Raw genomic sequence first — 20,322 nt, forward strand, 5'->3', positions numbered from 1 at the left:
GGGGCTGACACACCGCTATCGCAGGCAAGCCAGCTCCCACAGTTTGATTGGGTTTCTTCAGTTGGATACGTCAGCGATTGCTTGCGCCAGCAATGCCAGGCGCGTCGCATCAACTCCGGCAACGTTGGCCCGCCCCGAATTGACCATATACACGCTGTGCTTCTCGCGCAGTTGTTTCACTTGCTCGGCACTCAAACCGGTGTAGGAAAACATCCCACGCTGTGCCCCGATATGCGCAAACCGCTCAGCCAACCCATGGGGCGCCAAGGCTTCCACCAACCCGGAGCGCAGATGCGCAATCCGCGAACGCATGGCTTCCACTTCACCACTCCACAGCGCTTTCAGCTCGGCATCACCCAGGATCGTCGCCACCACCGCCGCACCATGATCCGGCGGCGTGGACCACAAATTACGCGCGATATTTGCCAGTTGGCTGCGCACATCCGTGAGCTTTTCGGCATCCGCCGCGCACACGATCAACGCACCGACCCGGTCGCTGTACAGGCCGAAGTTCTTCGAGCAGGAGCTGGTGACCAGCACTTCCGGCAGTTCGGCGGCGAACAGCCGCACGGCCCAGGCATCTTGCTCCAGGCCGTCGCCAAAGCCCTGGTAGGCAAAGTCGATCAGTGGCAGCAATTGGCGCTCGCGCACGATCTGCAGCACTTGGCGCCAGTCGTCCTGGGACAGGTCGAAACCGGTCGGGTTATGGCAGCAGGCGTGCAGCAGCACCACGTCGCCTTTCGGCACGGTGGCCAGGGTGGCGAGCATGGCCGTCACATCCAGGCGGTTGTCCGCGCCCACGTAGGGGTAGTGGCTGACCTTGAGCCCTGCCTTGGCAAAGATGCTTTCGTGGATCGGCCAGGTCGGGTTGCTCAGCCACACGCCACGGCCCGGCAGACTGTGGGCGATAAAGTCGGCGCTCAGGCGCAGGGCGCCGGTGCCGCCTGGGGTCTGGGTGGCGCCGGCACGGCGGGCGTGGATCAGCGCCGAGTCGGCACCGAGCACCAGTTGGCTGATCAGGGTGCCGAAGGCCGCATTGCCGTGGCCGCCGATGTAGGTCTTGGTGGTTTGCGTGTCCACCAGGCGCTGCTCGGCCAGTTTCACTGAGTGAGGAATCGGGGTCAGGCCCTGATCGTCCTTGTACACGCCAACGCCAAGGTCGAACTTGTTCGGGTTGCTGTCCTGGGCATACAGGTCCATCAGCCCGAGGATCGGGTCACCGGGTACGCGGCCAATCGCATCAAAGTGCATTACTTGCGGCCCTCGGCGTCCTTGGCCACTTCGTCGGTGCGGGCGGCCATGATGAAGTCATTGCGGTGCAGGCCCTTGATGGAATGGCTCCACCAGGTCACGGTGACCTTGCCCCACTCGGTGAGCAGGCCAGGGTGATGGCCTTCGGCTTCGGAGATGTCACCCATGGCGTTGGTAAAGGCCAGGGCGAACTTGAAGTTCTTGAACAGGAAAACCTTTTCCAGCTGCATCACGCCATCGCGCACTTCGATGTTCCAGTCGGGGATCTGCTTGATCAGTACTGGCAGTTCTTCATCGCTGACTTGTGGGGCATCGGCGCGGCAGGCTTCGCAGTGGGCTTGGTTCAAGGTGGTCATGGGAAAGTGTCCTGAATTCGAGTATTTGAAGGTCAGTGGCGTCACCCTAAAGCAACGCGGGGCCAGGGAACAGACTCACCTGGCCTTAAAAGCGGAGTCTCACGCGGCTTTTGGCTTGGGCGGGAACTTCGGTGCGTGCAGGCCGAGCTGCATGCCGCGTTCGACCATGCCCATGATGTCTTCCTGCGCCACGTCGAACAGGCGCTTGAGCTCGGGCAGCACGAAGTACAAAGGTTGCAGGATGTCGATGCGATACGGCGTGCGCATCGCTTCCAGCGGGTCGAATGCCTGGTGCTCGGGCTCGGCGGACAGGCTGTACACCGTCTCCTTGGGCGACGACAAAATGCCGCCACCGTAGATGCGCAGGCCTTGGGGCGTGTCCACCAGGCCAAACTCGATGGTCATCCAGTACAGCCGCGCCAGGTACACCCGTTGCTCTTTGCTGGCGGCGAGGCCGAGCTTGCCGTAGGTGTGGGTGAATTCGGCGAACCAGGGGTTGGTCAGCAGCGGGCAGTGGCCAAAGATCTCGTGGAAAATGTCCGGCTCTTGCAGGTAGTCCAGTTCTTCACGGGTGCGAATAAAGGTCGCGACCGGAAACTGCTTGTTGGCGAGCAGTTCGAAGAAGGTCTGGAAGGGGATCAGCGCGGGAACGCGGGCCACTTGCCAGCCGGTGGTTGCGGCCAGCACTTTGTTGATCTCGCCCAGTTGCGGGATGCGGTCGTGAGGCAGGCCGAGCTTGTCGATGCCGTCCAGGTATTCCTGGCAGGCGCGGCCTTCGATCACTTTCAACTGGCGCGTGATCAGGGTGTTCCACACCGCGTGTTCTTCCGGCGGGTAGTGGATAAAACCTTGCGCATCGGGCTCGCGGGCCACGTAGTGCGTCTGCTTCATACGGCTCTCCTGCTAGGCATTCGTTCTTGTTATGTCCTGGGATGCCCCTATTGATACCCCGTACCGGGCAAGACGCCATCCGTGTTTCAGATTGAAATGTGGGAAAAGTTACTGGTTTTCGTAAAGTATTCGTTACGGTTGTGGCGCAAGTCGTTGCAATGGGCTGGGAAAAGGTCACGGGCTGTCACATAATCTTGACGACTATCTGCGCCCAGCGACAAAAAGACGCGGCGCCTACCCACTTTTCGAGCCTCTTCATGCGTATCAAAGTGCACTGCCAGAACCGCATCGGCATCCTGCGGGACATTCTCAACCTGTTGGTGGAGTACGGCGTCAACGTCGCCAAGGGCGAGGTCGGCGGTGAGCATGGCAACGCCATTTATCTGTTTTGCCCGAACCTGGTGAACATGCAGTTCCAGGCGCTGCGCCCGCAGTTCGAGGCGATTGCCGGTGTCTTTGGCGTGAAGCGTGTAGGGCTGATGCCCAGTGAGCGTCGGCATATGGAACTCAATGCGTTGCTTGGCGCCCTGGAGTTTCCGGTGCTGTCCATCGACATGGGCGGTTCCATTGTTGCTGCCAACCGTGCGGCGGCGCAGCTCCTCGGGGTGCGCGTGGATGAGGTGCCGGGCATTCCGCTGTCGCGTTATGCCGAAGACTTCGACTTGCCGGAGCTGGTGCGCGCGAGCAAATCGCGGATCAATGGCTTGCGGGTCAAGGTCAAGGGTGACGTGTTCCTGGCGGACATCGCGCCGCTGCAATCCTCCGAACACGATGACAGCGAGGCCATGGCCGGCGCCGTGTTGACCCTGCACCGTGCCGACCGCGTGGGTGAGCGTATCTACAATGTGCGCAAGCAGGAGCTGCGCGGCTTTGACAGCATCTTCCAAAGCTCCAAGGTGATGGCCGCCGTGGTTCGTGAGGCCCGGCGCATGGCGCCTTTGGATGCACCACTATTAATAGAAGGTGAAACCGGCACTGGCAAAGAATTGCTGGCGCGTGCCTGCCACCTGGCCAGCCCGAGGGGGCAGTCACCGCTGATGGCACTCAACTGTGCCGGTTTGCCGGAGTCGATGGCCGAGACCGAACTGTTTGGCTACGGCCCCGGTGCCTTTGAGGGGGCGCGGGCCGAGGGCAAGCTCGGGCTGTTGGAGCTGACGGCGGGCGGGACGTTGTTTCTCGATGGTGTCGGGGAAATGAGTGCGCGTTTGCAGGTGAAGCTGCTGCGGTTTTTGCAGGACGGTTGCTTCCGGCGTGTGGGCAGCGATGAAGAGGTGTATCTGGATGTGCGCGTGATCTGCGCGACCCAGGTGGACTTGTCGGAACTCTGCGCCCGTGGCGAGTTTCGCCAGGATCTTTACCATCGCCTCAATGTGCTGTCGCTGCATATCCCGCCGCTGCGCGAATGCCTGGATGGTTTGGCGCCGTTGGTTGAGCACTTCCTCGATCAGGCCAGCCGGCAGATTGGTTGCCCGCTGCCCAAGCTCGCGCCCGCTGCCATGGAGAAGCTCAGCCACTACCACTGGCCGGGTAATGTGCGGCAACTGGAAAACGTGCTGTTCCAGGCGGTGTCATTGTGCGAAGGCGGTACGGTGAAGGTTGAACATGTTCGATTGCCGGACTACGGGTTGCGTCAACCGCTTGGCGATTTTTCCCTGGAGGGTGGCTTGGAGGACATTGTCGGGAGATTTGAGAAGGCAGTGCTGGAAAGCTTGTATGCCGAGCACCCTAGCAGCCGACAGTTGGGCAAGCGCCTGGGGGTGTCTCACACGACGGTCGCGAACAAGTTGCGCGACTACGATATAGGTAAGTAAGCCGTGATATTGCCCCGGTTGCGGGGCAATACGTGCAATCAGAATGGATACCCATAGTCGACGCCGATGGGGATGGTCTTGCCTGATGCCTGTTCTACCCATGCCATGGAGTTTTCGTCGTTCTCATCCTTTCTAAAGACAAATGTCAGGTCGTAATTCTTGTTGTTTTCCAACATGTCCAGGCTGCTTTTCATGTCTGGGCTGAGCGGGCCGTACTTGCCACTTTTCAGGTCGTTGGAGTTGATCCCCTCCCTGATGCGCTTGAGGGGAGCGGTGTTGACGTCGGGCATGTCGTGAGTTGCCGATCTGCCGGTTACTTCAATACGTGGGCCGCCGTTCTGGGGTGCCCAGAAAGTTGACGCGGTGTTGTCGTTATAGTGTTCGACCAAGTGGTAGTTTTGATTTTTATCGAGCATGGCCAGTTCTTTTTCCGCACCAGGCGTGAGTTTGCCGTATTTGCCCGCGCGTAAATCATCAGAGGTTATTCCTCGCTCGTTTTCAATATCCCTGTTGGGGATCTTGCGTAGCAGTTCGTGCACTGCCAGTACCTTGGCATCGTAATCGGCGCGATTCGGTGGGTTCGGATCAACATAGTCGTCATCAAAGCCATTGATGTCATCGTGCAGCCATTCATCTGCGTCAAGCCAGGGGTCGAAGGGGTGGGTGTTCATGGCGTACTGGTCGTGCTGCTGTTCCAGGCGAATCTGGGCAAGTGTTCGCGCAGGCTGGCAGTTAACGTTGCAGTCAGGTTCACGCCATTGAACTTCCGGGTGGCATGTTTGGCTGTTCCAGTCATCGTAGTGGTTGAAGTTTTGGCGTTGAGTCGGTGGCAGGGGATAGCCTCCGGTTTGATGCTCGTAGGCGGTGTGCGGGCTCAATGGCGGTGGTTGGATGAAAGCCGAGTGTGACATTGAACGATCGAGATGATTGAGCATGTTGTTGTCCTGTGGTTGCTTGTTTTTTTTGCTGATGTGCCAAGTGAGCACGAGGCGAAATTACGCAATCTGTGCTGGCTTTCACAAGTTGTATTTGTGCTAGAAGTGTAAGTCTGTATGGGGGAGTGTTTGTACATGTTTGCAATAAGGGTGAGGGCGTCAGGTGCAAGTGGTGACATAAGTTATAACTTGTTTATCTAGGGTGCGGCCTGCATGCGCCGGTTTGATATTCGATGAGTTTTGACATAATAAAAGTGGCGGTTGTCTGGTTGTTTGCAGTGGTAAAAAAATATATTGAGATCTGCTCGGTGCCGACAACCCAGCCGACTGGCTGGGCACCGCCGAAAGCCTGGAGGGGGCTATTCCCAGCATTGGATCTACGTCGCCAATCTGACCAGTGCTTGCCGCAGGCGGCATAAGTCCGCCGTTTTTTCGACTCGCAGCCAATCCCTATTGGCAGGCGGATCGCCGCAAACCCCCGCCCTGCCGGGACTTCCTCCTCTTTTAAAAAGTTGGTTCGCAAATTGCTTAACCCTCATCAGCACAGCGGTGGGCGGCAAACGTCCGTCAGAAAGAGGAAAGAGCGTGGACAAGTACCTTTATGTGGCAATGACCGGCGCCAGCCAGAATGCTCTGGCGCAGAAGGCCCATGCCAACAACCTGGCGAACATTTCCACCAATGGTTTCCAACGTGACCTGGAACAGGCGCGTTCGATGCCGGTATTTGGTGACAGCTTTCCGGCGCGGGCGTTTGCCCTCACCGAACGCCCGGCCACCGACTTCAGCCCCGGCGCCATGATCGAAACCGGCCGTGACCTGGACGTGGCCGTCAGCGGCGACGGCTGGATGGCCGTGCAGACCCCGGATGGCGGCGAAGCCTACGTGCGCAGCGCGAGCATGAACGTCGATGCGCTGGGCGTGCTGCGTGCCGGCAACGGCATGCCGATCATGGGCAACGGCGGCCCGATTGCCGTGCCGCCCCAGCAGAAAATCGAAGTGGGCGCCGACGGCACCATCAGCATCCGCGCCATGGGCGAAGGCCCGCGTGTGATGGCTGAAGTGGACCGGATCAAGCTGGTGCAGCCCGATCTGAAGAACATGACCAAGGGTCTGGATGGCAGCATCCACACCAAGGACGGCCAGCCGGCCCAGGTCGATGCGGGCGTCAAGCTGACCTCGGGTTTCCTGCAGGCGAGCAACGTGAATGCGGTGGAAGAAATGACCGCAGTGCTGGCGCTTTCCAAGCAATTCGAGCTGCACATCAAGATGATGAACAGCGCCAAGGAAGACGATCAGGCCATGACGCGCGTCATGGCAATGACCTGATTGCAACCCACTAACTAATTTGTGATGCGCGCCAACAAACAGGCGCACAAAGGAGAACAGCATGCTTCCGGCTCTATGGGTTGCCAAAACCGGTCTGTCCGCCCAGGACACCAACCTGACCACCATCTCCAACAACCTGGCCAACGTGTCGACCACGGGTTTCAAACGTGACCGTGCCGAATTCCAGGACCTGCTCTATCAGATCAAGAAGCAGCCGGGCGCCCAATCGACCCAGGACAGCGAACTGCCGTCGGGCCTGCAACTGGGTACGGGTGTGGCGATTGTCGGCACCCAGAAGAACTTCAGCGCCGGTAACCTGCAACAGACCGGCCAGCCGCTGGACATGGCGATCAACGGCCGTGGTTTCTTCCAGATCCTGCAACCGGATGGCACTACTTCCTACACCCGTGACGGTACTTTCCACCTGGACTCCAACGGTCAGATGGTCACCGCCAACGGTTTCGCCCTGGAGCCTGCCGTGATCGTCCCGGCCGATGCCAAGACCTTCACCGTCGGCAATGACGGCACCGTGTCCATCACCGTGGCCGGCAACCCGGCGTCGCAAGTGATCGGCAACCTGCAAACCGCCGACTTCATCAACCCGGCCGGCCTGCAAGCCATGGGTAACAACCTGTTCCTCGAAACCGCCTCCAGCGGCGCGCCGCAAATCGGCACCCCTGGCCTGAACGGTTTTGGTACCACGCTGCAAAGCACCCTGGAAACCTCCAACGTGAGCACGGTCGAGGAGATGGTCAACATGATCACCACCCAGCGCGCCTACGAGATGAACTCCAAGGTGATCTCCACTGCCGACCAGATGCTCTCGTTCGTCACGCAGAATCTGTAATCAAGTCTATGGGGCGCCCTTGAGGGCGCCTGCAACACCGTGAGGTAAGGGTCATGAATCGCTACGTTTCTGTTCTGGCATTGAGTGGGATTGCCGTGCTCGCGGGCTGTGTCGCCCCGACGCCGAAACCCAATGACCCGTACTACGCGCCGGTGTTGCCACGCACGCCGTTGCCGGCGGCGGCCAACAATGGCTCGATCTACCAGGCCGGTTTCGAACAGAACCTGTACAGCGACCGCAAGGCGTTCCGGGTCGGTGACATCATCACCATCACCCTGAACGAGAAGACCCAGGCCAGCAAAAACGCCAACTCGCAGATCGGCAAGACCAGCAAGACCGGCATCGGCCTGACCTCCCTGTTTGGCGGCATCCCCAACACCAACAACCCGCTGGGCAGTGGCGACCTGAGCCTGGAAGCCGGCTACAGCGGCGACCGTGCCACCAACGGCAAGAGCGCGGCGGGGCAGGGCAACAGCCTGACCGGTTCGATCACCGTGACCGTGGCCGATGTGTTGCCCAACGGCATCATCGCCGTACGCGGTGAAAAGTGGATGACCCTCAACACCGGCGACGAGCTGGTGCGAATTGCCGGCATGGTGCGTGCCGATGACATCTCCACCGACAACACCGTGCCGTCCACGCGGATTGCCGATGCGCGCATTACCTATTCGGGTACGGGTTCGTTTGCCGATGCGAGCCAGCCGGGCTGGTTCGACCGTTTCTTCCTTAGCCCGCTGTTCCCTTTCTAGGTGGCCATCTTGAACTTCAAACAGCTGATGGTGGCGGCCTTGTTGCTGTCCCTGAGCGCCGTCGCCCAGGCCGAGCGCCTGAAAGACATCGCCAGCATCTCCGGCGTGCGCTCCAACCAGTTGATCGGCTACGGCCTGGTGGTGGGACTCAACGGCACGGGTGACCAGACCACCCAGACCCCGTTCACCCTGCAGACCTTCAACAACATGCTGTCGCAGTTCGGCATCAAGGTGCCGGCCGGCTCGGGCAACGTGCAGCTGAAAAACGTCGCGGCCGTGTCCATCAGTGCCGACTTGCCGGCGTTCTCCAAGCCGGGCCAGGTGGTGGACATCACCGTGTCCTCCATCGGTAACTCGAAAAGCCTGCGTGGCGGCACTTTGCTGATGACCCCGCTCAAAGGTATCGACGGCAACGTCTACGCCATCGCCCAGGGCAACCTGGTGGTGGGCGGGTTTGACGCCGAAGGTCGCGACGGTTCGAAGATCACCGTCAACGTGCCGTCCGCCGGGCGCATTCCTGGCGGCGCCACGGTGGAACGCACCGTGCCGAGCGGTTTCAACCAAGGCAACAGCCTGACCCTGAACCTCAACCGTTCCGACTTCACCACCGCCAAGCGCGTCGTCGACAAGATCAACGACATGCTTGGCCCTGGCGTGGCCCAGGCCATCGACGGCGGCTCGATCCGCGTGACCGCGCCGCTGGACCCAAGCCAGCGCGTGGACTACCTGTCTATCCTGGAAAACCTCGAAGTCGATCCAGGCCAGGCGGTGGCCAAAGTCATCATCAACTCGCGCACCGGCACCATCGTGATCGGCCAGAACGTCAAGGTGTCGCCGGCCGCGGTGACCCACGGCAGCCTGACCGTGACCATCACCGAAGACCCGATCGTCAGCCAGCCTGGGCCTTTGTCCAACGGCCAGACGGCCGTGGTGCCGCGCTCGCGGGTAAATGCCCAGCAAGAAGCCAAGCCGATGTTCAAGTTCGGCCCCGGCACCACCCTGGATGAGATTGTCCGCGCGGTGAACCAGGTGGGCGCAGCGCCCGGCGACTTGATGGCGATCCTTGAAGCCCTGAAACAGGCCGGCGCCTTGCAAGCCGACCTGATCGTGATCTGAGGCCATGGCCATGGATATGCGCAAGAGCGGGATCACCAGCACGGCGGACTCGGGGTCGTACTCCGACTTGAACCGGCTTAACCAGCTCAAGGTCGGTGCCGACAAGAACAGCGAAGGCAACATGCGCAAGGTGGCGCAGGAGTTTGAGTCGCTGTTCCTGAGCGAGATGCTCAAGTCCATGCGTTCGGCGACCGAGGCATTGGGCAAAGACAACCCGATGAACACGCCGGCGGCCAAGCAGTACCAGGAAATGTACGACCAGCAACTGGCGGTATCGATGTCCCGCGAAGGCGGTGGTATCGGCCTGGCCGACGTGCTGATGCGCCAGATGCAGAAGAACAAACCGGTGGAAGCCCAGGCGGCCACCTTGCAAGGCCCGGCGGCGGCTGAGCCGGCGAAGAAGGTGGATGTGCCGACGGAAATCGGCGCGGGCACCCAGGCCGAAGGTCCGCTGGGTCGTTCCAATGGCCAGCGCCCACTGTGGGCGTATCGCGTGGCGGAGCCGCAGGCCGGCGCCGCAGCGTCCCACAGCAATGACATGGAGCTGATGAACCAGCGCCGCATCGCCTTGCCGAGCAAGCTGACGGATCGCCTGCTGGCTGGCATCGTGCCAAGCACCGACACCAGCGTCGCCAAGGCCGCGCCACTGCGTAACAGCGCCGCCGACGACAACGTGATCAACAGCACTGCACGCAGCTTTGCCGTGCCAAGCGGGCGCATGCAGGTCTATGGCCGCGCCATTGCCCAGCCACCGCTGGCGCCGGCGAAAAAAGCCTTCGGCTCCCAGGACGAATTTGTCGCCACCATGCTGCCGATGGCCAAGGCGGCCGCCGCACGCATTGGCGTCGATCCGAAGTACCTGGTGGCCCAGGCCGCGCTGGAAACCGGTTGGGGCAAGTCGGTGATGCGTGCCGAAGACGGCAGCAGCAGCCACAACCTGTTCGGCATCAAGGCCGGCCAGAGCTGGCAGGGCGGTCAGGCCCGCGCGATCACCAGCGAGTTCCGCGATGGGGCGATGGTCAAGGAAACGGCGCAGTTCCGCTCCTACGATTCGTACCAGGACAGCTTCCACGACCTCGTGACATTGCTGCAAAGCAATGATCGCTATAAAGAAGTTGTGAAGTCGGCCGACAACCCGGAACAGTTTGTACGCGAGTTGCAAAAGGCCGGTTACGCAACCGACCCAGACTATGCCAGCAAGATTTCGCAGATCGCCAAAACGATGAACAGCTACCAGAACTACGCTGCCGCTGGCGCAACCACACATTTATAAGGTCTGAATCATGAGTTTGCTCAGTATCGGGATGTCAGGGCTCAATGCCGCTCAAGGATCGTTGTCGGTCTTGAGTAATAACATTGCCAACGTCAACACCGCGGGCTACTCACGTCAGCAGGCCACCCAGAACGCCAGCGCGTCGAACCAGTTCGGCGGCGTGTTCATCGGCACCGGCACGACCCTGGCGGATGTGCGTCGGGTGTACAACGAGTACCTGGATGCGGCGTACCAGAACAGCACCGCGCTGAGCAGCGATGCCAATGCCTACCTGGGGCAGGTCAGTGCCATCGACAAAGTGTTGTCGGACAAGACCACCGGCATGTCGTCGGCGCTGAGCTCGTTCTTTGCAACCCTGCAGACCGCGTCGTCCAACCCGAATGACCTGTCGGCGCGCCAGCTGCTGGTGTCCAACGCCAAGACGCTGAGCAACCGCTTCAACTCGATCTCGACGCAGCTGACCCAGCAGAAAGAAACCATCAACAGCCAGCTGAGCACCATGAGTGATCAGGTCAATCAACTGACCTCCTCGATTGCTTCGCTGAACAAGCAGATCTCCCAGGCCCAGGGCTCGGCAACCGCCGCGCCAGCGAACCTGCTGGACTCACGCAACGAGGCCGTGCGCGCGCTCAATGAACTGATCGGCGTTACCGCGACGGAGAAGAACGGCCAATTCAGTATCAATACCGGCACCGGTCAGTCGCTGGTGGAAGGCGGGATTGCCAACACGATTTCGGCGGTACCGAGCAAGGACGACAACAGCCAGTACACCATCCAGCTGAACGTCAATGGCACCGCCCTGGACATGGGCTCGGTGATCAGCGGCGGCAGCATTGGCGGCTTGTTGCGCTATCGCAGCGACGCCCTGATGCCGGCCATCAACGAGCTGGGGCGCCTGGCGATTGCGACTGCCGATACGATCAACAATCAGCTGGGCCAGGGCCTGGATCTGAACGGTGACTTCGGCACGTCGCTGTTCAAGGACATCAACAGCGCCACCGCCATTGCTTCGCGTAGCCAGGCGGCAGCGGGCAACAGCGCCGCGTCCAGCAACCTGAATGTGACGATCAACGACAGCAGCAAGCTGACGACCTATGACTACAAGATCACGTTCAGCGACAAGACCAACCCGAACATGATCACCGTGGAGCGCTCGGACGGTAAGTCCATGGGCAACTTCGACATCAGCTCTACCACCGTCCCCGTGTCGTTTGACGGCGTGACCGTGACACTCGATGGCAAAGGCACGATGAGCTATGGCGACAGCTTCAAGGTCAGCCCGACGGCCAACGGTGCCAGCGCTATCGGCGTGGACATGGCGGATGCCAACAAGCTCGCCTTTGCCGGCCCACTCATTGGCGAAGGTGGCAAGACCAACAGCGGCACGGGCACCTTTACCCAGCCGACGCTGACGGCGCCACTGGATATCCATGGCGGTGCGGACACGGCGAAGCTGCGCACGAACATCGAAGGCCTGATGCCGGTGAAAATGGTGTTTGGCAAACCGGCCGCCGACGGCACCCAGTCCTATACGATCAGCAACGCCCAGGGCAAGGCGATTGGCACCGGCACCATCGTGCCGGGGCAGGGCAACAAGATCACCGTCAATGTGCCCGAGCTGGATGCGACCGGTACGCCGATCCCGGGTTCGGGCTTCAAATTCGACACCACCATCAACGGCTCGCCGGCTGACGGTGACAGCACCACGTTCTCGTTCAACAGCGCCGGCAAGTCCGACGGCCGCAACGCGCAGCAGTTGCTTGACCTGCAAACCAAGGCCACGGTGGGCATGGGCGACGGCAACGTCGGCGTGAGCCTGGTGGGGGCGAACAGCCGCCTGGTGTCCCAGGTGGGTGCCAAGGCCAGCCAGTCGAGTGTCGATGTGGCCGCGACCGGCGCCTTGCTGGCGGCCAACAAAGGCGCGCGCAACTCGGTGTCCGGGGTCAACCTGGATGACGAGGCGGGCGACATGATCAAGTTCCAGCAGTACTACACCGCGTCGTCGCAGATCATCAAGGCCGCGCAAGAAACCTTCACCACATTGATCAATAGCCTTTAAGGGAGTCTGGGACGATGCGTATTTCTACACAGCAGTATTTCGAAACCAGCTCCACCAAGTACCAGGAAAACTATTCCAGTGTGGTCAAGGCGCAGGACCAGGCCAGCTCTGGCGTGCGTGTGCAAACGGCTGCGGATGATCCGGTCGCGGCCGCGCGGTTGCTGATGCTGCAACAGCAAAAAGACATGCTGGGGCAGTACAACACCAATATCGACACGCTGAAAAACTCGCTGCAGACCGAAGACAGCGTGCTGCAGAACATCAACACGGCGATCCAGCGCGCCAGCGAACTGGCGCTGAAGGTCGGTAACGTCGGGATCAGCGATGCTGACCGCAAATCGACCGCCGCCGAAATCGGTGCCCTGGAAGACCAGATCATGGGTCTGCTCAATACCAAGGATGCCAGCGGCAACTACCTGTTCTCCGGCAGCAAGACCGACACGCCGCCCTACACGCGCAACAACGATGGCACCTACACCTATCAGGGCGATGACACCGCGCTGAACCTGCGGGTGGCGGAGAATCTGTCGGTGCCGATGGGCGATACCGCGAAGAAAATGCTCGAGACCTCGGCCAACACCGGTCGTACCCAGGCCACACCGGTGCTGGTTCCGCCGGCGGTGGATGACGGCAAGGTCACGATCTCGGCGGGCCTGATTGCGTCGGGTGTCGATGTGAAGTTTGCCGACGGCCAGCCTTACACGCTGAAGTTCCTCAGCAGCACCCAATACACCGTCAGTGACAGCACCGGCAAGGACATCACGTCCGAGATCGCGGGCAACGGCACCTTTGACTCCACCAAGGAAGGCGGTTCGACCATCAGCCTGCGCGGGGTCAAGTTCGACATCGGCCTGAACCTGGGCAAAGACGTACTGCCGGGCGCGCCGTCGGATGCGCTGGTAAAAGACCGCGAGTTCACCCTGGCCCTCAAGCCGGACTCGTTCAGTGTTTCGCGTACCGCCAGCAACCCAAGCGCGGCCCAGTTGACCGGTGGTTCGGTGAGTGATCCGGCGGCTTACGCCAGCACCTTTCCCAACGCCGGCCTGGTGGTCAAATTCGGTGCGGGCGGTAGCTATAACGTCTACGCGCAGCCTTACACGGCAGACAGTAAATCCATCGCCAATGACACGCTGGCTGCGGGCGCGACCTCGATCACCGTGGCGGGCGTGACGCTGGGCGTGACCACTGCGCCGGCACCGGCAGATGGCGATCAGTTCCTGGTGGGCGCCACCAGCAACAAGAACGAAAACGTGCTCGACACCCTCAGCCGCCTGCGCCGCACGCTGGAGACGCCGTCGGATGGCAACCCGGCGGCGCAGAAGGAACTCAAGGATGTGGTCGCCCGGTCCATCGGCAACCTGACCAACGCCTACAGCCAGATCGACCAGGTTCGCGGGGATATCGGCGCACGGCTGAACACCCTGGATATCCAGAGCGCCGAAAACACCAGCCTGAGCCTGGCGAACGCCACCACCATGAGTTCGCTGGGTAACGTTGACTTCGCCGAAGCCGCGATCAACCTGAGCTTGCAACAAACCATGCTGCAAGCCTCGCAGCTGGCGTTCGTGAAAATCTCCCAGCTGAGCCTGTTCAACAAGATGTAAGCGGCCCGCTGCACAGCAACGGCCCAGCCTGGAAACAGGCTGGGCCGTTGTCGTTTGCGGGACTTAATTGTTTGAAGGTTTTGCAGAAAGCACACACAATTAGGTGACCTGCGGGTCATAAAGCGCATCTTCACTGTATCGTGTGAAAAGGATAAGTCGTCCAAGGCGCCTTGCGCAGCGGCTTTCAGCGAGTTCTTCACGGGGTTTGTCCCCTTTATTGTCACCACTTCGCGAGGCAGTTCGCGGGGTGTTCTCCAGCTATTTAGTATTGGGAAGCCACAATGATTGGCATAAAAAGCATCGCCAGTTACGTGCCGGCCGACGGCATCGATAACTACGCCCAGGGTGCCAAATTCGCCAAGGATGAAGAATTCATCATTGGCAAGATCGGTTCGGCGTTCCTGCCGCGCAAGGAAGCTGCCCAGGAAACTTCCGATCTGTGTGTCGAGGCAGTCAACGCTTTGTTTGCCAACAACCCGCAGTTGAAGCGCGAGTCGATTGACGCGCTGATCGTCGTCACCCAGAACGGGGACGAAGAGGGTTTGCCCCACACCGCCGCCATCGTCCAGGACAAACTGGGCCTGCCGACCCACGTGGCCGCGTTCGATATCTCCCTGGGCTGCTCCGGCTACGTCTACGGCATCTACGCGATGAAGGGCTTCATGGAAGCCGCCGGCCTGAAAAACGGCCTGCTGATCACCGCCGACCCGTACTCGAAGATCGTCGACCCGGAAGACCGCAACACCACCATGCTGTTCGGCGACGCCGCCACCGCCACGTGGATGGGTGAAGACGCGCCTTGGCTGCTGGGCAAGTCGAAGTTCGGCACCGACGGTTCCGGCGCGCCGCACCTGAAGGTCAGCGACGGCGTGTTCTTCATGAACGGTCGCCAGGTGTTCAACTTCGCATTGCTCAAAGTGCCGGCGCATTTGCACGAGCTGCTCAATGAGTCGGACCTCAAGGCCGACGACATCGATGCCTTCTGCATTCACCAGGGCAGTGCGGCGATTGTCGACGCTGTGGCGCGCCGCTTTGAAGAGGCGCCGGTGGAGAAGTTCATCAAGGACATGGTCGAGACCGGCAACACCGTGTCGTCGAGCATTCCGTTGCTGCTGGAAAAGCACGTGATGGACGCCACCTGGAAGCGCGTGGCGATCAGTGGTTTTGGCGTGGGCCTGTCGTGGGGCTCGGCGATTCTCTATCGTCCGTGACGCTTTAACCCGCAATACAAAAAACGCCGATGATCGAGAGATCATCGGCGTTTTTTATTTGGCGCCAGAAAAGCCAATGAATGCTGGGTTTTACCCCTGTGTAAGCCCTTGAATTGCAAGGGGTGGCACCAAGCCAGCAAAAAAATCAAAAAAAAGACTCAAGCAACCGGCACACACGACGATAACTATTACGAAGGTTCTCTAGGCCACACCCGGCGGTTGCCAGGGCCGGAAGCCGCAGCATCCCATCCAACGAGGATTTCGTCATGGCATTATCAGTTAACACCAACATCACGTCTCTGGGGGTCCAGAAGAACCTGAATAAGGCTTCCGACGCTCTGAGCCAGTCGATGAACCGTCTGTCCTCCGGCCTGAAAATCAACAGCGCCAAAGACGACGCTGCCGGCATGCAGATCGCCAACCGTCTGAACAACCAGGTCAAAGGCCTGAACGTTGCCATCGCCAACGCCAACAACGGCGTGTCGATTGCCCAGACTGCTGAAGGCGCAATGCAAGAATCCACCAACACCCTGCAGCGTCTGCGTGAACTCGCCCTGCAAGCGGCGAACGGTGATAAAAGCGACGCTGACCGTGTTTCCCTGCAGCAAGAATTCACCGCTAAAGTGGGCGAGCTGAACCGTATCGCCAGCACCACTACCTTCGGTGGTCGTAACCTGCTGGACGGCTCGTTCCAGAACGTAGCTTTCCAAATCGGCGCCAACGCCAACGAGACTATCTCGTTCGGCATGACCGACATCAGCTCCACCGCGCTGAAAGGTAACTTCAGCGAAGCCACTGTTAACAGCACCGCATTGAGCGGTCTCGCTGCTACCACTACTGGCTCGGTACTCACTGATAAAGCCACTGTCTCGGGTTCCGCTGCTGTTGGCGCCACTGTGGCGAGCGACAATATCAAAATCAACGGTACAACAATCACTTTCGGTGCTGTCGCAGCTAGTGACTTGGGTGTTGCCGCAGCTGCTGCTATCAACAAAGAGACAGCTACCACCGGTGTTACTGCAAGCACCGATGCTACTGGCGTCCTGACACTGAGCTCCACCAAGGCTATCAACCTCGCAGCTGGCGATGTTGTAACTGCTTCTGCTGGCCCACCCCCAGTCGCTGCCAAAACTGATGGCTTGGCTAACCTGAAGCTGACTGCTAACCCTGCCATTGCCACTACCAGCAACCTGACCTCTGACGGTGCGATCACTGTAAACGGTGCTGCAGTAACTTGGGCGAAAGGCGACGCCATGTCGACCGTTCTCACCAAGCTCACCAATGCTGCTGGCGGCACTGCAGCGGGTGCTTCCGCTACCTTCACCGAAGGTCGTCTCAAGCTGACCTCGGGCAACGGTGCAGACATCAAGCTGGCTAACACTAACAGCGGTTCACTGTCGCAACTGGGTCTGTCTGCCGGTACCACTCAGGCCAAACTGACCGACGATACTTCCATCTCCGTCAACGGCGTAGAAGTCAAGTTCAAGAAAGGCGACACCGCTGATGCAGTTGTAGCTTCGATCAACAGCGCAAGCACCGGTGTACAGGCGAGCAAAAACGCTGACGGTACTCTGAGCCTGTTCGCAGACAAAGACATCACCATCAAAGACGGCAGCGCTGGTACCGGTCTGAAAGCCCTGGGCCTGACCACTGTTCCTGCCAACGGCACCAAAACCGCCGTGACCATGGAAACCAGCGTTTCCGACCTGAACATCCTGTCCGCCGCTTCTTCGCAGCAGGCTATCCAGGCTCTGGACGACGCCATGCAGCAGATCGACAGCCAGCGTTCGCAGCTGGGTGCCGTACAAAACCGCTTCGCCAGCACCGTGGCCAACCTGCAGAGCATTTCGCAGAACTCCTCCGCTGCCAAAGGCCGCGTAGAAGACGCTGACTTCGCTTCTGAAGCTGCTGAACTGACCAAGCAACAAACCCTGCAACAGGCTTCGACTGCGATCCTGTCCCAGGCCAACCAACTGCCATCCTCTGTTCTGAAGCTGCTTCAGTAATAGCGGTAGCGGTTAAATAACGGGAGGGTGCGTGCATAACGTGCCCTTCCGTTTTTTCAGTTTGGAGGTGATGACATGGACATGAGCATCAAGCTGAACACGCCGTACCCGGCTGCCGTAACCCAGCCCAGCACTGCACCTGTCGCCCAGGCCCAGCCTGCGGCCAACAGTGAAGCGAAAGTGCCGGCGAGCGAAGAGCCACAGCGCGTTGCGCTGGAAAAAGCCGTTACCGATATGCGTGAGTTTGTGCAGGCTTCACAGCGCAACCTGGATTTTTCCATCGATGACTCCACTGGCATAGTGGTCGTCAAGGTGATCGCCACCGACAGTGGTGAAGTGATTCGACAGCTTCCATCGGAGACCGCGCTGAAATTGGCGCAGAATTTGAGCGATGCCAGCAGCCTGCTGTTTGATAGCAAGGCTTGAGTTGGCACGAAACATGTTTCTGATTGCGGCATCGGCGCTTGAGCGCCAAAAAACGGCCGCTTCAGGACAAGGAGAATAAGCAGATGGCTAGTTCAACGATTTCCGGCCCAGGTTCGGGCTACAACACGCAAGCGATCGTCGAGGCACTGGTTGGGGCTGAAAAGGCACCCAAGCTGGCCCAGATCACCAGTCAGCAAAAAGACGCGACTATCAAGTTGTCGGCTGTCGGCTCGATCAAAACCGCGTTGGAAGCCTATCAGGCGGCAATCACCAAGTTGAACAATGTCTCTGCGTTCAACGGGCTTTCTGCCAGTTCTTCCGAAGACAAGAACATCAAGGTCACCTTGGGTGACGGTGCTTCCAGCGGCAAGTACGAGGTAAAGGTCGATAGCCTGGCCACCGCCGCCAAAGTCACCAGCAAGGTGAATACGGACGGTGCCACGGGCAAGGCCAACAGCACTGACGAAGCGCAGACGTTGACCATTAACCAGGGCGACAAAAGCTACGACGTGGTGATTGCCGGCGGCGCGACCCTCAAGGAAGTGCGTGAAGCCATCAACACCCAGCTCTCGGCCCAGGGTATCAGTGCCAACGTGCTGAGCGACTCCAACGGCGCACGTCTGGTCCTGACGTCGACCAAGACCGGCGATGGCACCGATATCACCCTCAGCGGTGACTCGGAGCTTGCCGTCGGTTACGACCAAGGCAAGCCCCCGGCCAACGCCAAGTACAGCATCGACGGCGTCGCGATGTCGTCCGCCACCAACAAGATCGATTCCGCCATCAGTGGTGTGACCCTCGACTTGCTGGCCGTTGACTTGACCAAGCCGACCACCACCATCACCGTGGCCACCAATACCGACACCTTGAAGACCTCGGTGCAGTCCTTCGTTACCGCGTACAACGCGTTGACTACGGCGATCAACACCCAGACCAAGGTGACCGCCACAGGCGATGCGTCGACGACCGTTGCGGGCGCCTTGACGGGTGATGCGTCGATGCGTCAGCTGGTGAACAGCATGCGTACCGAACTGACCAGCGGCTCCGGTGCGGGCAGCATGACCAGCCTGGCACAGATGGGGATTACCACGGACCAGAAAACCGGCCTGTTGACCCTGGACGACAAGGCGTGGGACAAGGCAGTGGTCAAGGGCGCTGGCGATGTGGCCAAGTTCTTCACTGGCGACACGGGCTTGATCACCCGCATGAACAAAGCCACCGCCAGCTACGTCGGCACCACCGGCACCCTGGCGACGCGCGCCACCGACCTCAACAACAAGTTGACCTCGCTGACCACCGAATCCTCCGACCTGGACGTGCGCATGGAGGCCTTGAAGAAGTCCCTGAGCGCCAAGTACACCGCGATGGACACGATGATCGCGCAGATCAACGCCAGCAGCTCCAGCATCATGACGACCCTCAACTCGCTGAACAACGCGAAGTCGTCGTCCTGATTCGTGGGGGCGCTTCGGCGCCCCGCAGCAGGCTTTACCGGTGGTCTGGCGTATGACGCCTGGATTAAAGAATTTTGTGACGTGGTCGAAAAACTGGTTAAGCAACCCTATTCGACATGGCCAGTAACGAGGTAGCAACATGAACCCGATGAGAGCCCTTCGCCAGTACCAGAAGGTCAATTCCCACGCCCAAGTCTCCGAAGCCAGCCCGCACCGCCTGGTGCAGATGCTGATGGAAGGCGGCCTTGATCGCATGGCGCAGGCCAAGGGGGCATTGAGCCGTGGCGATATCGCTCAGAAAGGTCTGATGCTGGGCAAGGCGATTGAAATCATCTCTGGCCTGCGTGATGGCCTCGAACCGGAAAAAGCGGAAGATCCGGCGTCGGTACAGCAGCTGGATGCGCTGTATGACTACATGAGCAACCGTCTGGTTGAAGCCAACCAGGTGAACGATGCCGACATGATCGACGAAGTCGCGCGGTTGCTGATTACCGTCAAGTCCGGCTGGGATGCCATCGCTCCACAATAAGGCCAAGCGCCTTGAGGTACACATCATGAGCCAAGCACTGCAACGCATCGATGAAGCCCGCGACGCCCTGATAAGCGCGTTGGCCGAGCGCAATTGGGATGCTGTCGGTGAGCTGGATATGGGCTGCCGTGCGGTGATCGATGAGGTGCTCAGCGAGGCGCCGGTGGACGAGGATGCGCTGCGCGAAAAGCTGGAGAGTCTGCTGGCGGTGTATCAGCAGTTGCTGGAAGTGACCACTGGCGAAAGACAGGCGATTTTTGAAGAGATGTCGCAGATCAACCAAGCTAAAAATGCGTCAAAGGTTTACCATCTGTTCGGCTGAACGGGCTCAGTTAAACCGAATGCGCGTCATAAATTTGACTGCGCGTGATTTTTTGACTTAACTAGTGCTGTTTTCAGATTTCAGAGGGGTGTAAAGCAGAAAATGCTTACAGCCATCTAGATTGCCCAGACTTCAGGGCACTTGAGTTAACTAGGG

18 protein-coding genes are annotated in these 20,322 nt (G+C 59.8%); 14 read left to right on the forward strand and 4 right to left on the reverse strand.

From position 1 onward, the window contains the following. Positions 1-57: 57 nt before the first annotated feature. From B348_RS0105720 to phhA, 3 genes are all read right to left on the reverse strand, one after another. Positions 58-1,251 carry an amino acid aminotransferase gene (locus B348_RS0105720; protein WP_017735185.1) on the reverse strand — a complete coding sequence of 398 codons (1,194 nt, stop codon included), beginning with the start codon at positions 1,249-1,251 and terminating at the stop codon, positions 58-60. After that, positions 1,251-1,607 carry a 4a-hydroxytetrahydrobiopterin dehydratase gene (locus B348_RS0105725; RefSeq protein WP_017735186.1) on the reverse strand — a complete coding sequence of 119 codons (357 nt, stop codon included), beginning with the start codon at positions 1,605-1,607 and terminating at the stop codon, positions 1,251-1,253. Before B348_RS0105725 ends, B348_RS0105720 begins: the two co-directional genes overlap by 1 nt. A 99-nt stretch (positions 1,608-1,706) precedes the next feature. Continuing rightward, on the reverse strand, positions 1,707-2,498 hold the full coding sequence (phhA, locus tag B348_RS0105730) for a phenylalanine 4-monooxygenase (protein ID WP_017735187.1): 792 nt from the start codon (positions 2,496-2,498) through the stop codon (positions 1,707-1,709). Between the two features lie 257 nt (positions 2,499-2,755). Between phhA and B348_RS0105735 the strand changes: the two genes are divergently transcribed. Further along, positions 2,756-4,309: a sigma-54-dependent phenylalanine hydroxylase transcriptional regulator PhhR gene (locus tag B348_RS0105735; protein WP_017735188.1), complete on the forward strand. Its 1,554-nt coding sequence runs from the start codon at positions 2,756-2,758 to the stop codon at positions 4,307-4,309. Positions 4,310-4,347: 38 nt separating this feature from the next. Here B348_RS0105735 and B348_RS1000000130460 read toward each other — a convergent pair whose 3' ends face one another. Next, on the reverse strand, positions 4,348-5,244 hold the full coding sequence (locus B348_RS1000000130460; protein WP_157356481.1) for a hypothetical protein: 897 nt from the start codon (positions 5,242-5,244) through the stop codon (positions 4,348-4,350). Positions 5,245-5,829: 585 nt separating this feature from the next. On the opposite strand from B348_RS1000000130460, the gene B348_RS0105745 reads away from it, so the two are divergent. From B348_RS0105745 to fliT, 13 genes are all read left to right on the forward strand, one after another. After that, positions 5,830-6,570, forward strand: coding sequence for a flagellar basal body rod protein FlgF (locus B348_RS0105745; RefSeq protein WP_026136592.1), 741 nt, complete (start codon positions 5,830-5,832; stop codon positions 6,568-6,570). A gap of 61 nt (positions 6,571-6,631) precedes the next feature. Continuing rightward, on the forward strand, positions 6,632-7,417 hold the full coding sequence (gene flgG / locus B348_RS0105750; RefSeq protein ID WP_017735191.1) for a flagellar basal-body rod protein FlgG: 786 nt from the start codon (positions 6,632-6,634) through the stop codon (positions 7,415-7,417). 53 nt (positions 7,418-7,470) lie between these two features. Next, complete coding sequence (flgH, locus tag B348_RS0105755; RefSeq protein ID WP_026136593.1) at positions 7,471-8,166, forward strand: flagellar basal body L-ring protein FlgH; 696 nt, start codon at positions 7,471-7,473, stop codon at positions 8,164-8,166. Positions 8,167-8,172: 6 nt separating this feature from the next. Then, positions 8,173-9,282 carry a flagellar basal body P-ring protein FlgI gene (locus B348_RS0105760; RefSeq protein ID WP_370695328.1) on the forward strand — a complete coding sequence of 370 codons (1,110 nt, stop codon included), beginning with the start codon at positions 8,173-8,175 and terminating at the stop codon, positions 9,280-9,282. Between the two features lie 4 nt (positions 9,283-9,286). Further along, the gene (gene flgJ / locus B348_RS0105765) at positions 9,287-10,555 is read left to right on the forward strand and encodes a flagellar assembly peptidoglycan hydrolase FlgJ (protein ID WP_017735194.1); all 1,269 of its coding nucleotides are present in this window, start codon (positions 9,287-9,289) and stop codon (positions 10,553-10,555) included. A gap of 10 nt (positions 10,556-10,565) precedes the next feature. Further along, a complete protein-coding gene (flgK, locus tag B348_RS0105770) occupies positions 10,566-12,614 on the forward strand; it encodes a flagellar hook-associated protein FlgK (protein ID WP_026136594.1) in 2,049 nt (682 codons plus the stop codon). Between the two features lie 14 nt (positions 12,615-12,628). Then, positions 12,629-14,218 carry a flagellar hook-associated protein 3 gene (locus B348_RS0105775; protein ID WP_017735196.1) on the forward strand — a complete coding sequence of 530 codons (1,590 nt, stop codon included), beginning with the start codon at positions 12,629-12,631 and terminating at the stop codon, positions 14,216-14,218. Between the two features lie 281 nt (positions 14,219-14,499). Further along, positions 14,500-15,429 carry a ketoacyl-ACP synthase III gene (locus tag B348_RS0105780; RefSeq protein ID WP_017735197.1) on the forward strand — a complete coding sequence of 310 codons (930 nt, stop codon included), beginning with the start codon at positions 14,500-14,502 and terminating at the stop codon, positions 15,427-15,429. Positions 15,430-15,695: 266 nt separating this feature from the next. Further along, positions 15,696-17,435 (forward strand): flagellin, encoded by a 1,740-nt coding sequence (locus B348_RS0105785; RefSeq protein ID WP_026136595.1) that lies wholly within the window; start codon positions 15,696-15,698, stop codon positions 17,433-17,435. A 75-nt stretch (positions 17,436-17,510) separates the two neighbouring features. Then, positions 17,511-17,861: a flagellar protein FlaG gene (locus B348_RS0105790; RefSeq protein ID WP_017735199.1), complete on the forward strand. Its 351-nt coding sequence runs from the start codon at positions 17,511-17,513 to the stop codon at positions 17,859-17,861. 83 nt (positions 17,862-17,944) lie between these two features. Further along, complete coding sequence (gene fliD, locus B348_RS0105795) at positions 17,945-19,315, forward strand: flagellar filament capping protein FliD (protein ID WP_017735200.1); 1,371 nt, start codon at positions 17,945-17,947, stop codon at positions 19,313-19,315. A 139-nt stretch (positions 19,316-19,454) separates the two neighbouring features. Next, positions 19,455-19,844, forward strand: coding sequence for a flagellar export chaperone FliS (gene fliS / locus B348_RS0105800; RefSeq protein WP_026136596.1), 390 nt, complete (start codon positions 19,455-19,457; stop codon positions 19,842-19,844). Between the two features lie 25 nt (positions 19,845-19,869). Then, entirely contained in the window at positions 19,870-20,166 is a 297-nt protein-coding gene (fliT, locus tag B348_RS0105805) for a flagellar protein FliT (RefSeq protein WP_017735202.1), read from the forward strand. Positions 20,167-20,322 lie beyond the last annotated feature (156 nt).

This window comes from Pseudomonas sp. CBZ-4 (assembly GCF_000346755.1).
Classification (GTDB): domain Bacteria; phylum Pseudomonadota; class Gammaproteobacteria; order Pseudomonadales; family Pseudomonadaceae; genus Aquipseudomonas.